This is a genomic window from Cobetia sp. MMG027 (assembly GCF_027947415.1).
Taxonomy (GTDB): domain Bacteria; phylum Pseudomonadota; class Gammaproteobacteria; order Pseudomonadales; family Halomonadaceae; genus Cobetia; species Cobetia marina.
Map to the genome: position 1 here is coordinate 210,406 of NZ_JAQJIO010000003.1, position 16,818 is coordinate 227,223.

Annotated in this window: 14 protein-coding genes; 8 read left to right on the forward strand and 6 right to left on the reverse strand. The window is 60.0% G+C overall.

The window, feature by feature from the left end:
• Positions 1–75: 75 nt before the first annotated feature.
• Positions 76–966 (reverse strand): pseudouridine synthase, encoded by an 891-nt coding sequence (locus PJK54_RS05020; RefSeq protein WP_271302379.1) that lies wholly within the window; start codon positions 964–966, stop codon positions 76–78.
• A 303-nt stretch (positions 967–1,269) separates the two neighbouring features.
• Here PJK54_RS05020 and PJK54_RS05025 point away from each other — a divergent pair, with 303 nt between their 5' ends.
• On the forward strand, positions 1,270–2,550 hold the full coding sequence (locus PJK54_RS05025; protein WP_271302380.1) for an NAD(P)-binding domain-containing protein: 1,281 nt from the start codon (positions 1,270–1,272) through the stop codon (positions 2,548–2,550).
• A 164-nt stretch (positions 2,551–2,714) separates the two neighbouring features.
• On the opposite strand, the gene PJK54_RS05030 is transcribed toward PJK54_RS05025, so the two are convergent.
• From PJK54_RS05030 to PJK54_RS05040, 3 genes are all read right to left on the reverse strand, one after another.
• The gene (locus PJK54_RS05030) at positions 2,715–4,535 is read right to left on the reverse strand and encodes an ATP-dependent nuclease (protein WP_271302381.1); all 1,821 of its coding nucleotides are present in this window, start codon (positions 4,533–4,535) and stop codon (positions 2,715–2,717) included.
• Positions 4,536–4,762: 227 nt separating this feature from the next.
• A complete protein-coding gene (locus tag PJK54_RS05035) occupies positions 4,763–5,077 on the reverse strand; it encodes a hypothetical protein (protein ID WP_077379015.1) in 315 nt (104 codons plus the stop codon).
• A 216-nt stretch (positions 5,078–5,293) separates the two neighbouring features.
• On the reverse strand, positions 5,294–5,755 hold the full coding sequence (locus PJK54_RS05040; protein ID WP_176502997.1) for a hypothetical protein: 462 nt from the start codon (positions 5,753–5,755) through the stop codon (positions 5,294–5,296).
• Between the two features lie 295 nt (positions 5,756–6,050).
• Here PJK54_RS05040 and PJK54_RS05045 point away from each other — a divergent pair, with 295 nt between their 5' ends.
• On the forward strand, positions 6,051–6,491 hold the full coding sequence (locus tag PJK54_RS05045; RefSeq protein WP_077379019.1) for a hypothetical protein: 441 nt from the start codon (positions 6,051–6,053) through the stop codon (positions 6,489–6,491).
• A gap of 364 nt (positions 6,492–6,855) precedes the next feature.
• Here PJK54_RS05045 and PJK54_RS05050 read toward each other — a convergent pair whose 3' ends face one another.
• Entirely contained in the window at positions 6,856–8,385 is a 1,530-nt protein-coding gene (locus PJK54_RS05050) for a hypothetical protein (protein WP_271302382.1), read from the reverse strand.
• Positions 8,386–9,220: 835 nt separating this feature from the next.
• On the opposite strand from PJK54_RS05050, the gene dbpA reads away from it, so the two are divergent.
• The 3 genes from dbpA (at position 9,221) to PJK54_RS05065 (ending at position 11,811) form a co-directional block, all read left to right on the forward strand.
• The gene (dbpA, locus tag PJK54_RS05055) at positions 9,221–10,621 is read left to right on the forward strand and encodes an ATP-dependent RNA helicase DbpA (protein ID WP_077379020.1); all 1,401 of its coding nucleotides are present in this window, start codon (positions 9,221–9,223) and stop codon (positions 10,619–10,621) included.
• Positions 10,622–10,845: 224 nt separating this feature from the next.
• Positions 10,846–11,418, forward strand: a complete 573-nt coding sequence (locus PJK54_RS05060) for a GNAT family N-acetyltransferase (RefSeq protein WP_077379022.1) — start codon at positions 10,846–10,848, stop codon at positions 11,416–11,418.
• A gap of 225 nt (positions 11,419–11,643) precedes the next feature.
• On the forward strand, positions 11,644–11,811 hold the full coding sequence (locus PJK54_RS05065; RefSeq protein WP_164850377.1) for a hypothetical protein: 168 nt from the start codon (positions 11,644–11,646) through the stop codon (positions 11,809–11,811).
• A gap of 170 nt (positions 11,812–11,981) precedes the next feature.
• Here the strand turns inward: PJK54_RS05065 and PJK54_RS05070 are convergent, their stop codons facing one another.
• Positions 11,982–13,340 carry a NarK family nitrate/nitrite MFS transporter gene (locus PJK54_RS05070; RefSeq protein ID WP_077379024.1) on the reverse strand — a complete coding sequence of 453 codons (1,359 nt, stop codon included), beginning with the start codon at positions 13,338–13,340 and terminating at the stop codon, positions 11,982–11,984.
• Between the two features lie 608 nt (positions 13,341–13,948).
• Between PJK54_RS05070 and PJK54_RS05075 the strand changes: the two genes are divergently transcribed.
• The 3 genes from PJK54_RS05075 (at position 13,949) to PJK54_RS05085 (ending at position 16,642) form a co-directional block, all read left to right on the forward strand.
• The gene (locus PJK54_RS05075; protein WP_077379026.1) at positions 13,949–14,524 is read left to right on the forward strand and encodes an ANTAR domain-containing response regulator; all 576 of its coding nucleotides are present in this window, start codon (positions 13,949–13,951) and stop codon (positions 14,522–14,524) included.
• A gap of 50 nt (positions 14,525–14,574) precedes the next feature.
• Complete coding sequence (locus PJK54_RS05080) at positions 14,575–15,783, forward strand: CmpA/NrtA family ABC transporter substrate-binding protein (protein ID WP_084209361.1); 1,209 nt, start codon at positions 14,575–14,577, stop codon at positions 15,781–15,783.
• 238 nt (positions 15,784–16,021) lie between these two features.
• Complete coding sequence (locus PJK54_RS05085; protein ID WP_077379030.1) at positions 16,022–16,642, forward strand: TetR/AcrR family transcriptional regulator; 621 nt, start codon at positions 16,022–16,024, stop codon at positions 16,640–16,642.
• The last annotated feature ends 176 nt before the right edge of the window (positions 16,643–16,818 follow it).

The following is a 16,818-nucleotide window of genomic DNA, read 5'->3' on the forward strand; positions in this document are numbered from 1 at the left end:
GCCAGATGAATTCTTTGTGCACATGCCGTGGGCTGTGCGTCGGCTGGCGACGACAGCCACTGGCTATCTCGCGCCTCACGCCAGCGTCAGATCACCGTCGTATTCGAAGCACCTTTCCTCGCCGCTGACGGGATCAATGAACTCGAATCCCTTGGAGAGCAGCTGTAAGGGGCGCGCGTAGTCATCCGGCGAGAGCGGTTGCAGCTCGGGGTAGTAGCGGTCATTCAGGATCGGCCAGCCCAGCGACTGCATGTGCACCCGCAGTTGATGGCGACGCCCGGTGATGGGGTGCAGCTCGAACAGTGCCTGACTACCGCGTTGCGCGACACAGCGGATCAACGAGTGGCTGTTGGGCTCGCCTTCGGAGACCTGAAAGCGGAAGCGTTGCTCGGCCTGTTCAAGGCGGTTCTTCACCTCCCACTGCTGGCCCACCAGGGACTCATCGCTGTGGGTTTCGGCAATGGCCTGATAGGTCTTGTGGATATTCCGCGACTTGAACAGCTCATGATAGCGGTGACGCGATTCGGGATTCAGCGAGCACAGCACCAGCCCGGCGGTGGCCCTGTCCAGGCGATGCACCGCCTGCAGCGCCTCTATTCCGGTACTGTCGCGCAGGCGCTGCTGCAGGCACTCGTTCACGTACAGGCCGCCGGGCGTCACCGGCAGAAAATGCGGCTTGTAGGCCACCAGAATGTGCTCGTCCTGATGGAGAATCCGCTCCGCGAAGGGGATGCTCGGCTCGCGCGCCACCTCACGGTAATAGAAGACGCGCAGATGTGGCTGGTAGGGCGTCTGCGGGGTGATCAATGCGCCATCCTCGCGATGCACCTTGCCGGTGGCCATGCGCTCGCGCCAGGTGGCCTCATCGATGGCCGGAAACTTCTGCAGCAGATATTCCAGTACCGTTGCCACGCCGGGGTTGATCTGCGGCAGGCTCAGCTTGGAGGGGCGGGCGGAAATGGACATGGAAGGCATCACGGTGGCGAGAAGAAAGGGCGAGCGTGGGGCGAGCAAGCCTCACCCTCATGGCGATGGCCCAGTGTAACCGAGCGACGCATGGCTGTCGGGGCAGATGGCCTTGCGAGAGGTTGGCGCGGGAGTGGAGCGATGCGTGCGAGAGGCTTGCCGAGGCGACCAGCGCGGCCTGTGGCTGGGGATATGCGGGTTATCTTTAGAAGAAAATAGCCAAATAAGCCTTGTCGTCTTACGCTGAAAGCCACGCATGACGAGGCTTTCATCCCCACCCCCCACGACTGGAGCGAAGACGCGATGCAAGATGCCAACAGCCACCTGCCGATTGCCATCATCGGGGCAGGCCCGATAGGGCTGAGCGCTGCGGTCAATCTGCTGGCAGCGGGCCTGGAGCCCATCATCTTCGAATCAGGCGAGCAGGTCGGGGAGCATCTGGCCCACTGGGGGCATGTGCGCATGTTCTCGCCGTGGTCCTACAACGTGGACCCCGTGGCAGCCGAATGGCTCACGCCCACCGGCTGGCAGGCGCCACGAGCGGATGCCTTCCCCACCGGCGCGGAGCTGCTCGCCGACTACCTTCAGCCGCTGGCCGCGCTGCCGGAGATTGCCTCCCGCCTGTATACCGCGACACGGGTCACGCATGTCAGTCGCCTGCAGCATGATGTGCTGCGCTCGCAAGGGCGAGAGGAGGCACCCTTCGTGCTGCGTGTCTCGGGGCCGGATGGCGAGCGCGACGTGCAGGCACGGGCGGTGATCGATGCCTCCGGCACCTTCCAGTGCCCCAATGGCATCGGGGCGCATGGCATTCCCGCACTGGGGGAACTCGCGGCGGCAGAGCGGATCGCCTACGGCGTGCCGGATATCACCGGCAAGGCGCGGGAAGACTATGCCGGCAAGACGGTGCTGGTGGTCGGGGGCGGGCATTCGGCCTTCAACGCGCTGCAGGATCTGGTCAGCCTGGCCGAGCAGAACCCGGACACACGCATCCTGTGGGGCGTGCGCTCCGCCACGCTGGACAACGTCATCCGCTCACCGAAGGACGATGAGTTGCAGGAGCGCCGGGCGCTGGAAGTGCGTATCCAGCAATGGTTGGAAGACGGCAGATTCGAGGTGGTGACCAATCTCGCCATCGAGGCGATTCATCCACAGGGAGAGCAGGGTGCTCGCCTCGTGGTGGAAAGCGGTGGCCAGCGCCTGCCGGCGGTGGACCGCATCATCGCCGCCACCGGCTTCCGCCCGGATCTTGCGCTGCTCTCGGAGCTGCGTGTCTCGCTCGACCCCGCCACCCAGAGCCCGGCGCGCCTCGCGCCGCTGATCGACCCCAACCAGCACAGCTGTGGCTCCGTGCCGGAACACGGCGCCGCCGAACTGACTCACGCGGAACCCGGCCTCTATATCCTCGGCATCAAGAGCTACGGTCGCGCACCCACCTTCCTGATGCGCACCGGCTACCGCCAGGTGAAATCCGTCGTCGCCGCACTGCTGGACCCCGACGCCGTCACCCCCGCCCCGGTGTGTGGCGCCACCAGCAGCATTGCCAATCAGGCATCACGCCAGTTTGAGCCAAGCTGTGGGTAAAGGCTGACAACAAAACAAGCCGTGGCAGAGTAGCCACGGCTTTTGAAAAGCTGTCATATCTATAGTTCTGCTGCGCTTTGGCTAGATAACTACTTGCCCCATCGCGATGATATGTATGGCTCGCAGTGCTGCACTCAGTCAGAGCTTTCGTTATGAGTATATTGTTAACGACAATAAGCAAATTTAATTATCTTTCGCAAAGTGTCTTGAGACTCAGCTGATAAATCGATTTCACCTGAAATATAATCTTTGGTTCGCTTCCACGAGTTGAACGGTTTGTTGCTAGATTTTATTTCTCCTCTTTCGTCCGTACCCCATAAAACGTGTTCAAATGTATCATCTACTGAATAAACGGTATTATCTTTTGCGGAGGCTAGTATTTTAGCATTTGCTCTATATGGATCTATGGCTGGCGTCGAGTCTAAGGTATCCTGATCTCGGTCTTTTATATCTTTGTCGTGTATCACTCTGTAATCGATGTCTAGTTCGTTTAAAATCTTAACTAATGCTGGTATTGTCCACTTTCCACCTGCAGATACAATAGTCGTATCATCATGCAGTGAATCTTCCACACCTAATTTATCGCAAAGACCTTCTATCATGCCAAATACAGCGACTTCAGTATCACCTTCAACTACTATTACTCTTTTTGCAAATAATGCTTCACAGACAGTTGGATGAAAATCCAAGGCTGCTCTAAGAATCACTCGTTCATCATACTCGCCATCTCTTTCAAAAATTTCTTTTCTAACTTGATGTACTTGCCTAGCGTTGCTGGGGTCTCTTTTAATAAGCTTGAGTGATTCTGGGGTGTCTGCTATATCGATCAAGAAGGGCGAGTGAGTAGTGCATATTACTTGCCATTTATTGGACTCAGATCGATCTTTTAAAGTGGATTTTAGTCTTTTCATAAGGTGAGGATGTATATATAGTTCTGGTTCCTCATATAATACAATAATAGTTCTTTGTTCCCCTGATACCTCACACTCGATTGCAGCGTTGCTTTCTAGCATTGCAAAAGCAAGTGCTCTTTGAACTCCGCTGCCTTGGTACTGCAGGCTAGTTTCTATCTCATCGTCAATTAGAAATGTAGCAGCTTTCATGAAGAGAGGTTCTATATCGATATTTCCTATCGACAACTTAACTTTTGAGTCAAAATCTAATATCTTGTTCAAGGTCACTGATACTGAATTTAAAACATCATCAAGACCCTCTATTTTACTGCCATCTTCAGATTTGCCTTTCAGTTTTTTCTGTAATAGTTCAGCTTTGTCTATATAGTTGGTGTAACTTTCATCACTTTTAACCCTTGGGAACAGTTTGTTTGAAAACAGGAAAGAAAAAGGGCTGCTATTAGTTGATTTAAGTTCGTCTTCTATCTTGAAGCTAGCAGGGACATACATTACGTGTGGTACTGCTTGCTGTAAAGAATTGGCAAATTTCTTTAAATGCCAGTCAGTAGAGGTATTGCAGTATTCTGGATGATTTTGTGATATATAGGCTTCAATGTCATCTGACTTATCATCAAAATGTGCTTTTGTTCTTATACCGAACGCCTCAGATATCTCTTTCCAAGTAGGATGTTTCTTGTAATTAGAATATCCTTCTTCAGTCCATGGGTATATGGTTTTCGAGTGAAAAACATAATAGTCATGAGTGTAGTCTGACTTTTCATCATTCCATTTAGCTAATAGTTTTATTTTCAACATATCGTCATGCAATAGTTTCGAGATTGCCGGCTTGCTCTTCTCCCAATCTTCTAAGTTGTTAAATTCACATGTTATATGCATTTCACTGTCAGAAGGTTTTTGGCTTGGCCAGTCTTCCAGTTTAGGTTTTTTGTTATCAAGGACCATGTGTATGGCATTCAGTATCGTGGATTTACCTATATTGTTTGGTCCTACTAGCGTTGTAAAATTTTCAAAATCTATTACAGCGCTACCGATACCTCTAAAGTTTTCTATAGTTAATTTTTTGATCTTCATTGCTTTCCCTGAGTTTAGTTTTAATTTTTTTCATATGTAGTGTAGATTAAGTGAAGAGAAATGAAGTATGAGTATTTTAGTATAATAATATTAAATATTAGCAATTTTTTGGGGTTGGCATATAAATCAAAAAAGCCCTCCCGGCATCGCCGGGAGGGCTTTTTCATGCGTCTTGCGGACTACGTTCACCGATGGATGATCTGCGGGTTTCTACTGAGATCATCGTCTTACATCGGGTGTTGCTCTTCTTCGTAGAGCTCGGCCTTGGCGTCGCGGAGGACATCTTCGCAGGCGCTGTGGTTGGCCAGTTGCAGCATCAGATTCTGGCTGAGGGCGAAGCCCTTGCCCAGACAGGTGTCGACCTCTTCGCGACTGAGCGCCGGGGTGACATTGCAGTCAATCTTCATCGTACGACTACCGCCATCAAAGCGGTCGGCGAGGGCGCGCAGGCGCCAGGCAAGCCGTGTTTTCCAGCGGGCGGTGGGGTCGGGGCCTTCCGTCACGTCGAGCGTGCAGCGCCATTCAGGTTTGTAGACCTTCATGTGAACCTCCTCGGCTGGTCGTTTCAATGATCGATCGTGATGTTCTGCTCCGCTTGCTGTGCTTGATGTCTTGCGTTGTTTCTCGTACCGGAAGTCCGTTCCAGACGTGCTCCTGGTCGTCGTGCGCGTGCATCTGCCACGAGGGCGGCGGCGAGACATGGACTGTCGTCAACCGGGCCCGTCACTTCACCATACGAGTTTTGGGCCCGGGTTACATCAGTTCGAGTGTAAACGTTGGTTATCCTCATGTGTTCTCAGCAGGCATTCCAGTGCCAGATGCAGCCAGTCAAAGGTGTCACGCGGGGCTACCGCTGGCGAATCATCAGGGCTGAGGGCTCTGGTGTGCTCGCCCAGCAGCTCCGTAAGCGTCTCGATCTGCATGGCGTGATGTAATGCGAATGTCTCAAGCTCCCCACTGGTAGACCAGATCTCCTGCATCACGGTCGGCACGGCACTCATGGCGCAGGCGGCGTCCAGTATCTCGCCGCGTTCACGCTCGGCCTGTATGCGCGCGGCATGCTCCAGCAGCCTTGCGCTCAGGGCGGGAAAGCGTGCCTGGGCAATCGCGGGCGGCAGGTGGGAGGGAGATGTGCACGGCGGGTGGGCAGAAGCGTCGCGGGGGGCCTGCCAGCGGCGCAGCGGTGCGCCGGATGTCGGCGTGTCTGGTTGAGAGGCCATGTGGATAACTCCAGTGTGCAAGCGCCAGTGCTACAGGTGTCTTGAGGATGGACAGGTATTCAAGCGTTGTCAGTCGCGGCAGGAGAGCAGAGATGAGGCGGCATCACCGCTGTCGCAGCAGTGACTTGCGCCGAAGAGCGCAATCGCGTGATGGACTGCCAAGTGGTTCATTTCGCGAGAAAAAAGTTGATCTGGATGCAACCAGACCTCAATGGTGTGCGTACACAGGAAGACGTGCCCGGCACGAGGCGGCGCTGACTGCCTGACAGGCCCATTTCCTCTGGAGAGAATTGACATGACGAAGTACGCCGATCGAATCCGCATTTCCCTGCTGCTGCTGCGCCTCGGGGTCTTCCTCGTGATGACAATGTGGACGTTGGACAAGTTCTTCAATCCCGGTCACGCCGCGGCCATCTTCGAGAAGTTCTATTCCATCGGCGGTGTCGGCGAAGGCATCGTCATCGTGATCGCCGCCATCGAGATGGTGCTGTTGCTGATGTTCCTGGCAGGCGTGAAGAAGACCCTCACCTATGGGCTGGTGCTGGTGCTGCATGCCGGCTCCACGCTGTCTGCCTTCAATCAGTATCTCGCGCCGTGGGAGCACCTGCTGTTCTTCGCCGCCTGGCCGATGCTGGCCGCCTGTGTGGCGTTGTTCCTGCTGCGGGAAATCGATACCTGCTTCACCCTCGGCGGCAAGCAGGCACGTCTCGCGCAAGCACAGACCCAGGCCGGCTGAATCGCGGGTTCGTGGATGCGCTCGCCTGAGGGCAGTTGCGCTCAGGCGAATCGTGAGTCACTCGTTGCCCGTGCGCTGACAGCAAGCGCCAGTAGCCAAAAGGCCCGGTCATGCGATGCATGGCCGGGCCTTTCATGTGCTTGCTGCAGGGTGTCGTGTGTGTCTTTCGCCTAGTGTGTCAGAGTGTCATTTCTCGTTATTGTTATCTTTGTGATAATCATGATGACGTTGTTGAGGCTGCCAGCGCCTTGTTGGCGTATTCATAACGACGCCAGATCATTACGTAAGATATGATGCAAGGCGTGGCATGAGCCCTCATGCCTTGTCGATGCATGCCTTGTCGATGCATGTCAGGCGATGCAGGTCAGGCGATGCTGGAGCGCAGTGGCGAGGACAGAGTCTCGCTCAGCGTGTTCAGCGCCGTGGTCAGCTCGCGTTCGGCCTCCTTCATGCGTTGTGCGCCAGAGGATGGCGCTGCCTGCTCGGCCAGCTGGGTGGCGGCGGACAGCGGGTCCGTCACCGGTGCTGCCACATGCTGCGTTTCCAGGCGTGCGAGGATGGTCTCCAGTGCTGGCAGGCTTGCGTTGTTGTGGAATTGCCAGACGCCGTAGATGCGGCCATCGAAGGCGGCTTCACTGCCTAGGGTGGGGTCTGCCGCCAGTCCGGCGCCGAGCCCGAACAGGTAGAGGCCCTCAAGGAGGTTGCCTGAGAGGTCTCGGGGATTGCCGGTGGCATCGGAATCCAGTCCGCCCTTCACCTGGCTGAGCGGTAGCGGCTGACGCGTCGCATCCAGCAGGCGCGGCAGAATCGGCTGATAGCCGTTGCACTGCACCACTACCGGCGCGTCGGCCAGTGCTTCGCTGGCCGCGAGCAGGCGTTGCTGAGGGCCGGGGCCGGTCTGGATGAGCCTGACCTGCATGTCGCAGTCTGCTATCCGACCGCTGGAGAGCACTTGCTGGCCGATGCTCAGGGCACGGTAGCGCAACCCGCCGGAGCGATTGATGCGTCCGCTGATGGGGCAGACATCGCGCTCGACATCATAGGAATAGCCCGCGGCCTTGGCCTCTTCGGCGTTCTCGAAGAACAGCCGGACAGGCGAGCGGTGGAGCAGGGTGATCTCGTCGATGCGCGTCTTGTGGAATGCGCTGGCGAGCAGATCCAGCATCGAGAAGGCGCTGTGGGAGCCACCCACCACGCAGACACGCCCACCACGCCGCAGGCGCGGCAGCAAGAGGCTGCGCAGCTGACCTTCCGGCATGCGCAGCAGTTCATCACCGCTGTAGATGCGCGCACGCGGTGACAGGGACAGTCCCTGGCGCGAGAGGTCCTGGGTCAGGTGTTCCGGGCATTGATAGCCGCCGAGATTGAGCACCAGGTTGGAGGTGCGGATCCGTGTCGGACGAGACGCGTGTTCCGGTGTGTGAGTCAGCGTCAGCAGATTGTCATCCTCGATACGCTCAACCTCATCGAGACTCGTGCCGCACCACAGCTCCACGCCGGCAAGGCGGGTGGCGTGTTCCAGCACCAGCCGGGACGCCGCTTCCAGCAGGGCGCCCACTTCGCTGAGCGCCGGGGCGGTGAAGGCCTGGGCGCGGATGTTCTCCAGGCACGGATCGCCTTCCAGCGGAGCGAAGACCTCCGCGAGGGCCGGGTCTCTCAGGCAATCGAGAAAGACGTCCCCCACCGAGTTGGCCGTGATGCGATATTCGCCCAGCCGTCCGGCCCCCAGAGGCGCATCCCGATGAATGCCTCCGGCATCCAGTATCAGCAGACCATGGCGTGCGAGTTGCGCCAGTTTTCCGGTTTTCAAGGCATTGAATAGAAACCCCATGCCCGCTGGGCCAACACCGGCCACGACACATCCGTAGGCGGTGATTCGTGAAATATCCTTCATCAGGTTCTGCTCCCTTTGTGGTTCGCTGCGTCCTGAAACTGTCTTGATGACGGGGTGTTTCTCCTGACCAGTGGAGCCCCTGTTCCTCAAGAAGATCGTGGCCATTCAGCGCCAGTCTGTGCTGGCTCGTGAAGGCGTCATTGGCGTCGTCGGCCCTGGCCCACGCGGAGGGTATGAGCGTGTTCGGGCTGTCATGCCTTCATGAAAAGGCATTGATATTTCTCATTGATATCAATTTAATCAACAAGATAGCGGAGTAATGGGCGTGATGATGCGGTGATGCTCTCATGACGGGACATGGGTGTTGCACAGATGATGCAGACGATGATCAGTGACGAGACTCGATACCGGTGCGTCCCTTTTTCGTTGAGGTCCGCACCCTTGATGCAACGCTTGAGGCATGGCGATAGGTATCGATGACAATCAATTCTCACACGCGCACGATCACTCGTGGCGTGGCGCAAGACGTGGGAAATGACAGGAACGTCAACGGGTATTCTGGTGAATCGGGCAGGATTAATAAATGACCTGAATCAGGATTGAAAACGGCTGATGACGAAAATCATTCATTGCCATTAATGCGATATCGTTTGCCTCATGCGAGGGGATTATCGACTGGTGCGAGGAAGGGACTGACAACCAGCAGTCGATCAGCTGTCGTGTCGTTGGAAAGGATGGCAAACGTGAACGCGGCCGGCGCGCTGGCAGGAACCCGCAGACATGTGAATTCGCAGGTAGAGGCGTGCAGGCGAGCGAGCGCTGGCTCTGCTATGCTCTGCGCCCGCACGCATGCCTGTTCGGCTCGTGCCTGTTCATCGACTGAAGGAATGTCCTCGTGACTGACGCCACCGCCACCCCTGCCTTTGCCTCTCTGGCGCTGGCGCCCGAGCTGCTCACCAATCTGGAGACGCTCGACTATCACACCATGACGCCGATTCAGGCGCAGAGCCTGCCGCCGATGCTGGAAGGGCGCGATGTCATCGCCCAGGGCCAGACGGGCTCCGGCAAGACCGCCGCCTTCGGCCTCGGCCTGTTGTCGCGCCTCAAGGTCTCGCGCTTTCGTGTCCAGTCGCTGGTGCTGTGCCCCACGCGTGAGCTGGCCGATCAGGTCGCCGGCGAGATTCGCCGTCTGGCGCGCGGTCTGCACAACGTCAAGGTACTGACGCTGTGTGGCGGTGCGCCCTTCGGCCCGCAGCTGGGCTCGCTGGAACACGGTGCGCATATCATCGTCGGCACGCCGGGCCGTGTGGACGAGCACCTGCGCAAGGGCAGCCTGAGCCTTGCCGAGCTCAATACCCTGGTGCTGGACGAGGCCGACCGCATGCTCGACATGGGCTTCGCCGAGGTGCTGGATGCCATCATCGCCGAGACCCCGGAAGCGCGTCAGACGCTGCTGTTCAGCGCGACCTTCGCCGATGGCGTGCGCCCGATCGCCGAGCGCATCCTGCGGGAGCCGGTCAGCATCGAGGTCGCCTCCACCCACGATGACAGCAGCATCCGTCAGCTGTTTCATCGGGTGGCGGATGAAGAGGCGCGTTTCGAGGCACTGCGTATCCTGCTGCTCAAGTATCGTCCTGACACCAGCGTGGTGTTCTGCAACACCAAGCGTGAGGCACAGGAGGTCAGCGATGCCCTCAATGAGCACGGTTTCAGTGCCATGGCCCTGCACGGTGATCTGGAGCAGCGCGAGCGTGATCAGACGCTGGTGATGTTCGCCAACAAGAGCACCTCGATTCTGGTGGCCACGGACGTCGCGGCACGCGGGCTGGATATCGACGCGCTGGATGCGGTCTTCAATTACCAGATCGCCCGGGACCTCGATGCCCACGTCCACCGTGTCGGGCGTACCGGTCGCGCGGGCAGCTCCGGTATCGCCTGTACGCTGTATACCGAGAAGGAAGACTATCGCCTGGCCAAGCTGGGAGATTTCCTCGAGCAGACGCTGGAAGCCGAGCCGCTGCCGGCGAAGAGCATGCTGACCCGTGAACCCTTCCGCGCGCGCATGGCGACGCTGCAGATCGATGGCGGCAAGAAGGACAAGCTGCGTCCCGGCGACATCCTCGGTGCCCTGACGGGCGATGGCGGCCTGCCGGGCAGCCAGATCGGCAAGATCAAGGTACTGGCCCGCACCACCTACGTGGCCGTGGAGCGCGATGTCGCCAAGGCGGCGCTGACACAGCTGATGAACGGCAAGCTCAAGGGGCGTTCCTTCCGCGCGCGTCGCCTCAAGAGCTGACAGGGGCGCACGCCTGATGGCGTTCAAATCAGCAGAGGAGTGACATGGCAGGTCCCACGTCTCTCATCTGGATCACGACCTTGTCATCACGTCATTCGATGCCCGCCACTTCGGCGGGCATCGTGCTTTTTGAGCAGTAGATTGACTCTCGCGGGCCATGACGGCGGTGGCTAAGCTTGGGGGTGACGGCCCTGATCGACAGGGCGCTGAACCGGTAACTCGTGATGACTGACAATCCCGCCGATAATCTTCGCATCCGTGAAGAACGTCTCATCGATCATGAGCGCATCTACCGCATCCATGAATCCGTGTTTGCCGGCCACCGGGAGGCCCGCCTGGGCGACAGACTGCGTCGCAGTGATCTGGCGCAGATCTCGCTGGTGGCTGAGCGCTTCTCTGACCCGGAAAGCGGGCGTCACCTCAGTGAAGGCGAAGGAGGGCTGCTGGGGCATGTGATGGCCTCGCGCGTGGAACTCTCCGGCTGTCCGGGGCGCGTGCTGATGGCATTGGCGCCTCTGGCGGTGTTGCCCCAGCACCAGCGTCATGGCATCGGCAAGCGGCTGGTGATCTCGGCGGTCAAGCGTTGTCGTCTGCTGGGAGCGGGCGCCGTGGTGGCGGCGGGTCATGCCGAATTCTATGCCCATCTGGGCTTTCATCCGGCGCGCCATTACGGCCTTTATTGCCATCACGAGGATGTGCCGGGCGCCTTCGTGGCCATCGAGCTGGTGCCGGACTATCTGGCGGGGCTGGGAGGCGAGGTGCTGTTCGACCATGGTTTCTCTGACCTGGGCCTCTGACCTGGGCCTCTGGCTCGAGCGCAGATTCGCGCTCTGATCCGGGCTCCTCGAAGGGGCTTGCCCTGTGGTGTGCCTCGTCACTCGGTCATCCCCTTGCAACTCGGCGTTGCGCCACCCTTGAAACCGCGCGACACCCGCTCCATGTCCTGTGTATCCCCGCGCTGTTGTCTGTACTGGTGTGCAGGCCGGGGCGTTATCCCGACCGATGATTCAAGGAGAGACATCATGAAGCTCAAGACTCTGGGTAGTTCGCTGATGATTGCCATGCTGGGTCTCGGTGGCCTGTCACTCGCCGGTTGCGAGGACGAGGGCCCGATGGAGAAGGCTGGCGAGAAGATGGACAACGCCGTGGAAGACGCCGGTGACAGCGTCGAGAACGCCACCGACAGCTGATGGCTGGCCGTGACTCGCCCGCGAGCACGGCGAACCGCAAGGTGTGAATGCATAAAGGCCCCGCCTCTCAAGAGGCGGGGCCTTTGCATGTCAGGGCTCCGTGTATCAGGGCTCCGTATATCAGGGCTGCATGTGTCAGAGGTTTGAGAAAGTCTCAGGAAGAGACAGGCTCAGACAGACACGGGCTGCTGGTCGCTCTGCTGCTTGCGTTCCGCGACGGCGGCCTCATAGGCGCGGCCTTCCTCGGCCTCGGTGGCGGCGCTGAAGCGCACCAGCAGGGCGAACAGCGAGATCACGATCACGCCCATGCCCAGATACATCAGGCCTTCCTGGTAGGTCAGTTCTTCACTGCGGAACAGGAAGCCCGCGGCGACAGCCCCTGCGTTGCCACCCGCGCCGACGATACCGGCCACCGCGCCCAGTGCCTTGCGATTGACGAAGGGCACGATCCCGAAGGTGGCGCCTTCCGCCATCTGCACGAACAGGCTGAACACCAGCATGATACCGATGGCCACCGCGAGGGTTTCCATCTGGGCGAAGCCGACCAGCGCCACGCCTTCACACAGCAGCGCGATGAACAGCCAGCGCACGCGACCCTTGAGGCCGGACTGACGGGCGAACAGGTCGGAGAACACGCCGCCCAGGGTGCGCGCGAACAGGTTCATCAGGCCGAACAGGCCCGCGATGAGGCCGGCGGTGGCGAGGTCGAGATCGAAGTGATCGAAGAAGTAGATGGCGGCGACGTTGTTGATGGTCAGCTCGACCCCGAAGCAGGCGCCGTAGACGAGGAACAGGGCCCAGACACGGATGTCGCGTGCTGCCGCGCCGAAGGTGGCGCGCATGCTGTATTCCTTCTCGGCCTTGGGCAGCTCACCACGCTCACGCAGCTCGCTGAAGTTGCCGTCCGGCGCATCCTGGGTGAAGAAGTAGTAGGCGATCCCGGTGAGGAACAGCACGATGCCCGGCACGACCATCGCCAGACGCCAGCCCAGGGTCTGCTCGACGCCCAGCATCAGCAGGCCGGCCATCACCAGCGGCATCAGCATCTGGGTGGTGCCGCCGCCCAGGTTGCCCCAGCCGGCGGTGGTGGCATTGGCGGTGCCGACCACGTTGGGGCCGAACATCACGGAGGTGTGGTACTGGGTGATGACGAAGGACGCGCCGATGGCACCGATGGCCAGACGGGCGAGGAAGAAGGATTCGAAGCTGTCGGCGAAGCCGATGCACATTACCGGCAGCGAGCCGAGGCACAGCAGCCAGGTGTAGGCCTTGCGTGGCCCGATGCGATCACACAGCACGCCGATGGCAAGTCGCACGATCACCGTGATGGCGACGGAGGCGATGATGGTGTTGCCGATCTGGGTCTTGGTCAGGCCGAGGTCATCGCGCACCACGGCCATCAAGGGCGCGATGCCGAACCAGCCGAAGAAGCAGACGTGGAAGGCGAACCACGACATGTGGAAGGCGCGCATCTGCGGGGTATTGAAGCTGAACAGCCGGATACGGCTGGCCTTGTTGCGAATATCCATGAGTGGGCTCCTGGTACAGCGTCGGTGCCGGACGCCAGGGTCTCGGCGCACGACGGGTGGTCGAACAGCTGTGAACGACAGCGGGGCGCCTCGTCATTGAGGGGCCTGGTTCGACGCACTCGTACTCCCGGGAGCCTGGTCCACGTCATGGATGATGCATGGCACGCTTGTCTGCCATTGCCTGACTCAAAGCAAGTAGCGCGCCACTTGCGGGGGTGTTGTGCGTCCAACCCCCGTCATATCAAGGGCTTGGAATCATCACGCCGGGCAAGACAGCAGTGGGGAGTAAGCAGGGCGATGCCCAGTGGCGGTGCGCGGCGGGGTGAGGATGATCCAGTCTGGCGCACGTGGCGGGCGAGAGATCGCCAGATCACGCCATGCATCATTGCTGTGCAGCCGGCGCGCCCTTGCGCACTGCGGAAGGCCGTTCAGGCCAGCGCTGCACCAGTTTGTGGCATGAATCCTGCAGTGTCAGAGGCGTGACGCCATCCTGACTCCCGCTTGCGAAGACGCCGTCGTCCTTGATCTCGGACGTCGGTGCCTGATCGCTCGAGGCGTCGCCTGACACCCCGGCACCACCGCCTGACACACTGCCAAGGAAGCCTGATATGCCCGTGACCGTGTTGATCGTCGATGTGCGCAGCGAGCGTTCCGCCGCTCTGGAGCAGGCGCTGTTGAGCGCCGGCTTCGAGGTGGCGCTGCGGGTCGATGAACACGAGGACCTGCATGCGCTGGTGCAGCACCATCAGCCGGATGCCGTGATCATCGACGCCGACCTGCCCAGCCGTGACACCCTCGAGCACCTCGGCCAGCTGGGGCGTCACTATCCCAAGCCGATGATCATGCTGGCCAGTGAGGATGCGCCGGACCTGGTGCGCCAGGCGGCTGGCGCCGGCGTGTCCGCCTACGTGGTGGATCACGTCATGCCGGCGATGGTGCGCAGCATGGTCGAGGTGGCCATCACCAGCTTCGAGGCTCACCGTGCCCTCAAGGGCGAACTCAATCGCACCCAGACCACTCTGATACAGCGGCGCAGCGTGGATCGCGCCAAGGCGCTGGTGATGGAGAGTCGCGGACTGGGGGAGGATGCGGCCTACCAATATCTGCGCAAGACCGCGATGAATCGGCGTCTGGCATTGCACGAGCTGGCCGATGAGCTGCTCAAGGCGTCGCGTCGGCACTGAGCCGAGTCTCGTGATGTCCTTCTCTTTCGATCGTTCAAAAGGTGGATGTGATGCTCAGTGATTCTCTTCTCAATGGCCATCAGTTGACGCTGGGGTTGATGCCGCTCAATGACGCGGCACCTCTGGTGGTGGCGGAGCGTCAGGGGTTCTTCCGTGAGGAGGGGCTGGCCGTGACGCTCAAGTGGCAGCCGTCTTGGGCGGCACTGCGCGATGACCTGCAGACCGGCGTGTTGCAGGGCGCGCAGATGCTGGCGCTGATGCCGCTGACCTCGACCCTGGGGCTGGATGGCCGCGCCACACCGGTGATCAGCGCGATGACGCTCAATCTGGGCGGCAACTCCATCACCCTGTCGCGGGCCCTGATGGCGGCGCTGGCCGAGGAGGGGCATGACCTGGGCTCTCCGCTGGCGGTGTCTCGGGCGCTGGCGGCGCACGTGCAGGCGCGCCGCGAGCGTGGGGAGGCGGCGCTCAAGCTTGCCAGCGTGCATCCCTTCTCCTCGCACCGCTATCTGCTGCGTTACTGGTTGGCGGCCGGCGGGATCGACCCGAATCGCGACATCGAGATGCGTGCGGTGGCCCCGCCGTTGATGGCCGCCCAGCTGGCAAGTGGCGCGCTGGACGGCTTCTGTGTCGGAGAACCCTGGAACAGTCTGGCCGCCGTGCAGGGCATGGGGCAGGTGGTGGCGGGCAGTCATGATATCTGGCGCTTCGGACAGGAAAAGGTGCTGGGCGTGCGCGAGGACTGGGCGGAGCAGCACCCGCTGGCGCATCAGGCGCTGATTCGCGCGCTGCTCAAGGCCTGTGCCTGGCTGGACCGCCCGGGCAACCGTGAGCAGGCCGCGCAGTGGCTGCATGATGAAGGCATGCAGGAAGTGCCGCTTTCGGTGGTGGCGCGTGGACTGCGCGACGTGGATGTCGAGCAGTCGGTGGAGGCGTTCCAGCGGGAAAATCCCGGCTGGACCATCTTCCATCGCTACGCGGCCAACTTCCCGTGGCGCTCGCAGACCCGCTGGTATGCCGCCCAGATGCAGCGCTGGGGGCATCTCGAGGGAGTCAGCGACAATGACCTCGAAGCGACCCTGGCACGCTGCGTACGCCCGGACCTCTACCGCAGCGCAGCCCGCAAGCTGGGCATGGTGGTGCCGGTGGCGGATGAGCGCAGCGAAGGCACGCATCCGGCGCCCTGGTGGCTGAGCGGTGAGGCAGGGCAGGTGCCGATGCCGGCGGATGGCTTCATCGATGGGGCGGTCTTCGAATGACACCGCTGGCGCGCGCGGAAGCGTGAGGCGACAAGCCGAGGGGTGAGCAGTGGGAAGCGTGAGGCAAGAGGCAAGAGGCGAGAGGTGAGGGGTGAGGGGTGAGGGGTGAGGGGTGAGGGGTGAGGGGTGAGGGGGTAGAGAAAAGACGCCCGCGAGCGCGAAACCTGTCGGCTCAGGCATGTTGGCAGTGCGGTTATGATATTCTCATCCCACTGCCAGCACCGCGTCAGGGGATCGCATGACCACTCGCAAGTCTCAGATTCGCAAGGATAATGTCGGCCGCATCCTGCTTGCCGCCGAAAAGATCTTCGCTCTCAAGGGCTATGTCGGCGCCAGCATGGTCGATATTGCCGCCGAGGTAGAGCTGCCCAAGTCCAATCTGCATTACTACTTCAGCACCAAGGAAGCGCTGTATCGCGCGGTCCTCGATGGTCTGCTGGCGCTGTGGAAGGAAGATGCGCTGTGCTTCGAGGCCTATGACGACCCGCAGCTGGTGCTCTCCACCTATATTCGCGCCAAGATGATGCACTCGCGCCAGCGTCCGTATGGCTCCAAGGTATGGGCCAGCGAGATCATGCAGGGCGCGCCGGTGCTGGGCGAGGAGCTGACGGTGTGGCTCGACGAGTGGGCCGAGATGAAGAAGTCACGCCTGCGCCAGTGGATCAGTGAGGGGCGCATTGACAACGTCGATGCTTCCGCCTACCTGTACATGATCTGGGCCAGCACCCAGCACTACGCCGACTTCGACCACCAGATCGCGGTACTCAATCAGGGCAAGGCGCTGAGTGATCGCGAATTCGAGCAGGCGGTGCAGAACGTCACGCGGGTGCTGCTGAAGGGCGTTGGCTTGTCCGCCTGAGTCAGCAGATGATGTCATGATCAAATTATCCTTAAGCTAACAATGATCATCATTGATGGATCATGAGACCATTGAAAAGGGGCTGACATTGCTGGCAGCCCCTTTCTGTTTTCACGCCACTGAACGTGGTGTCATGCGCTGGAATCTGTGCGGATCATCCGGATCTTGTCCGCAAC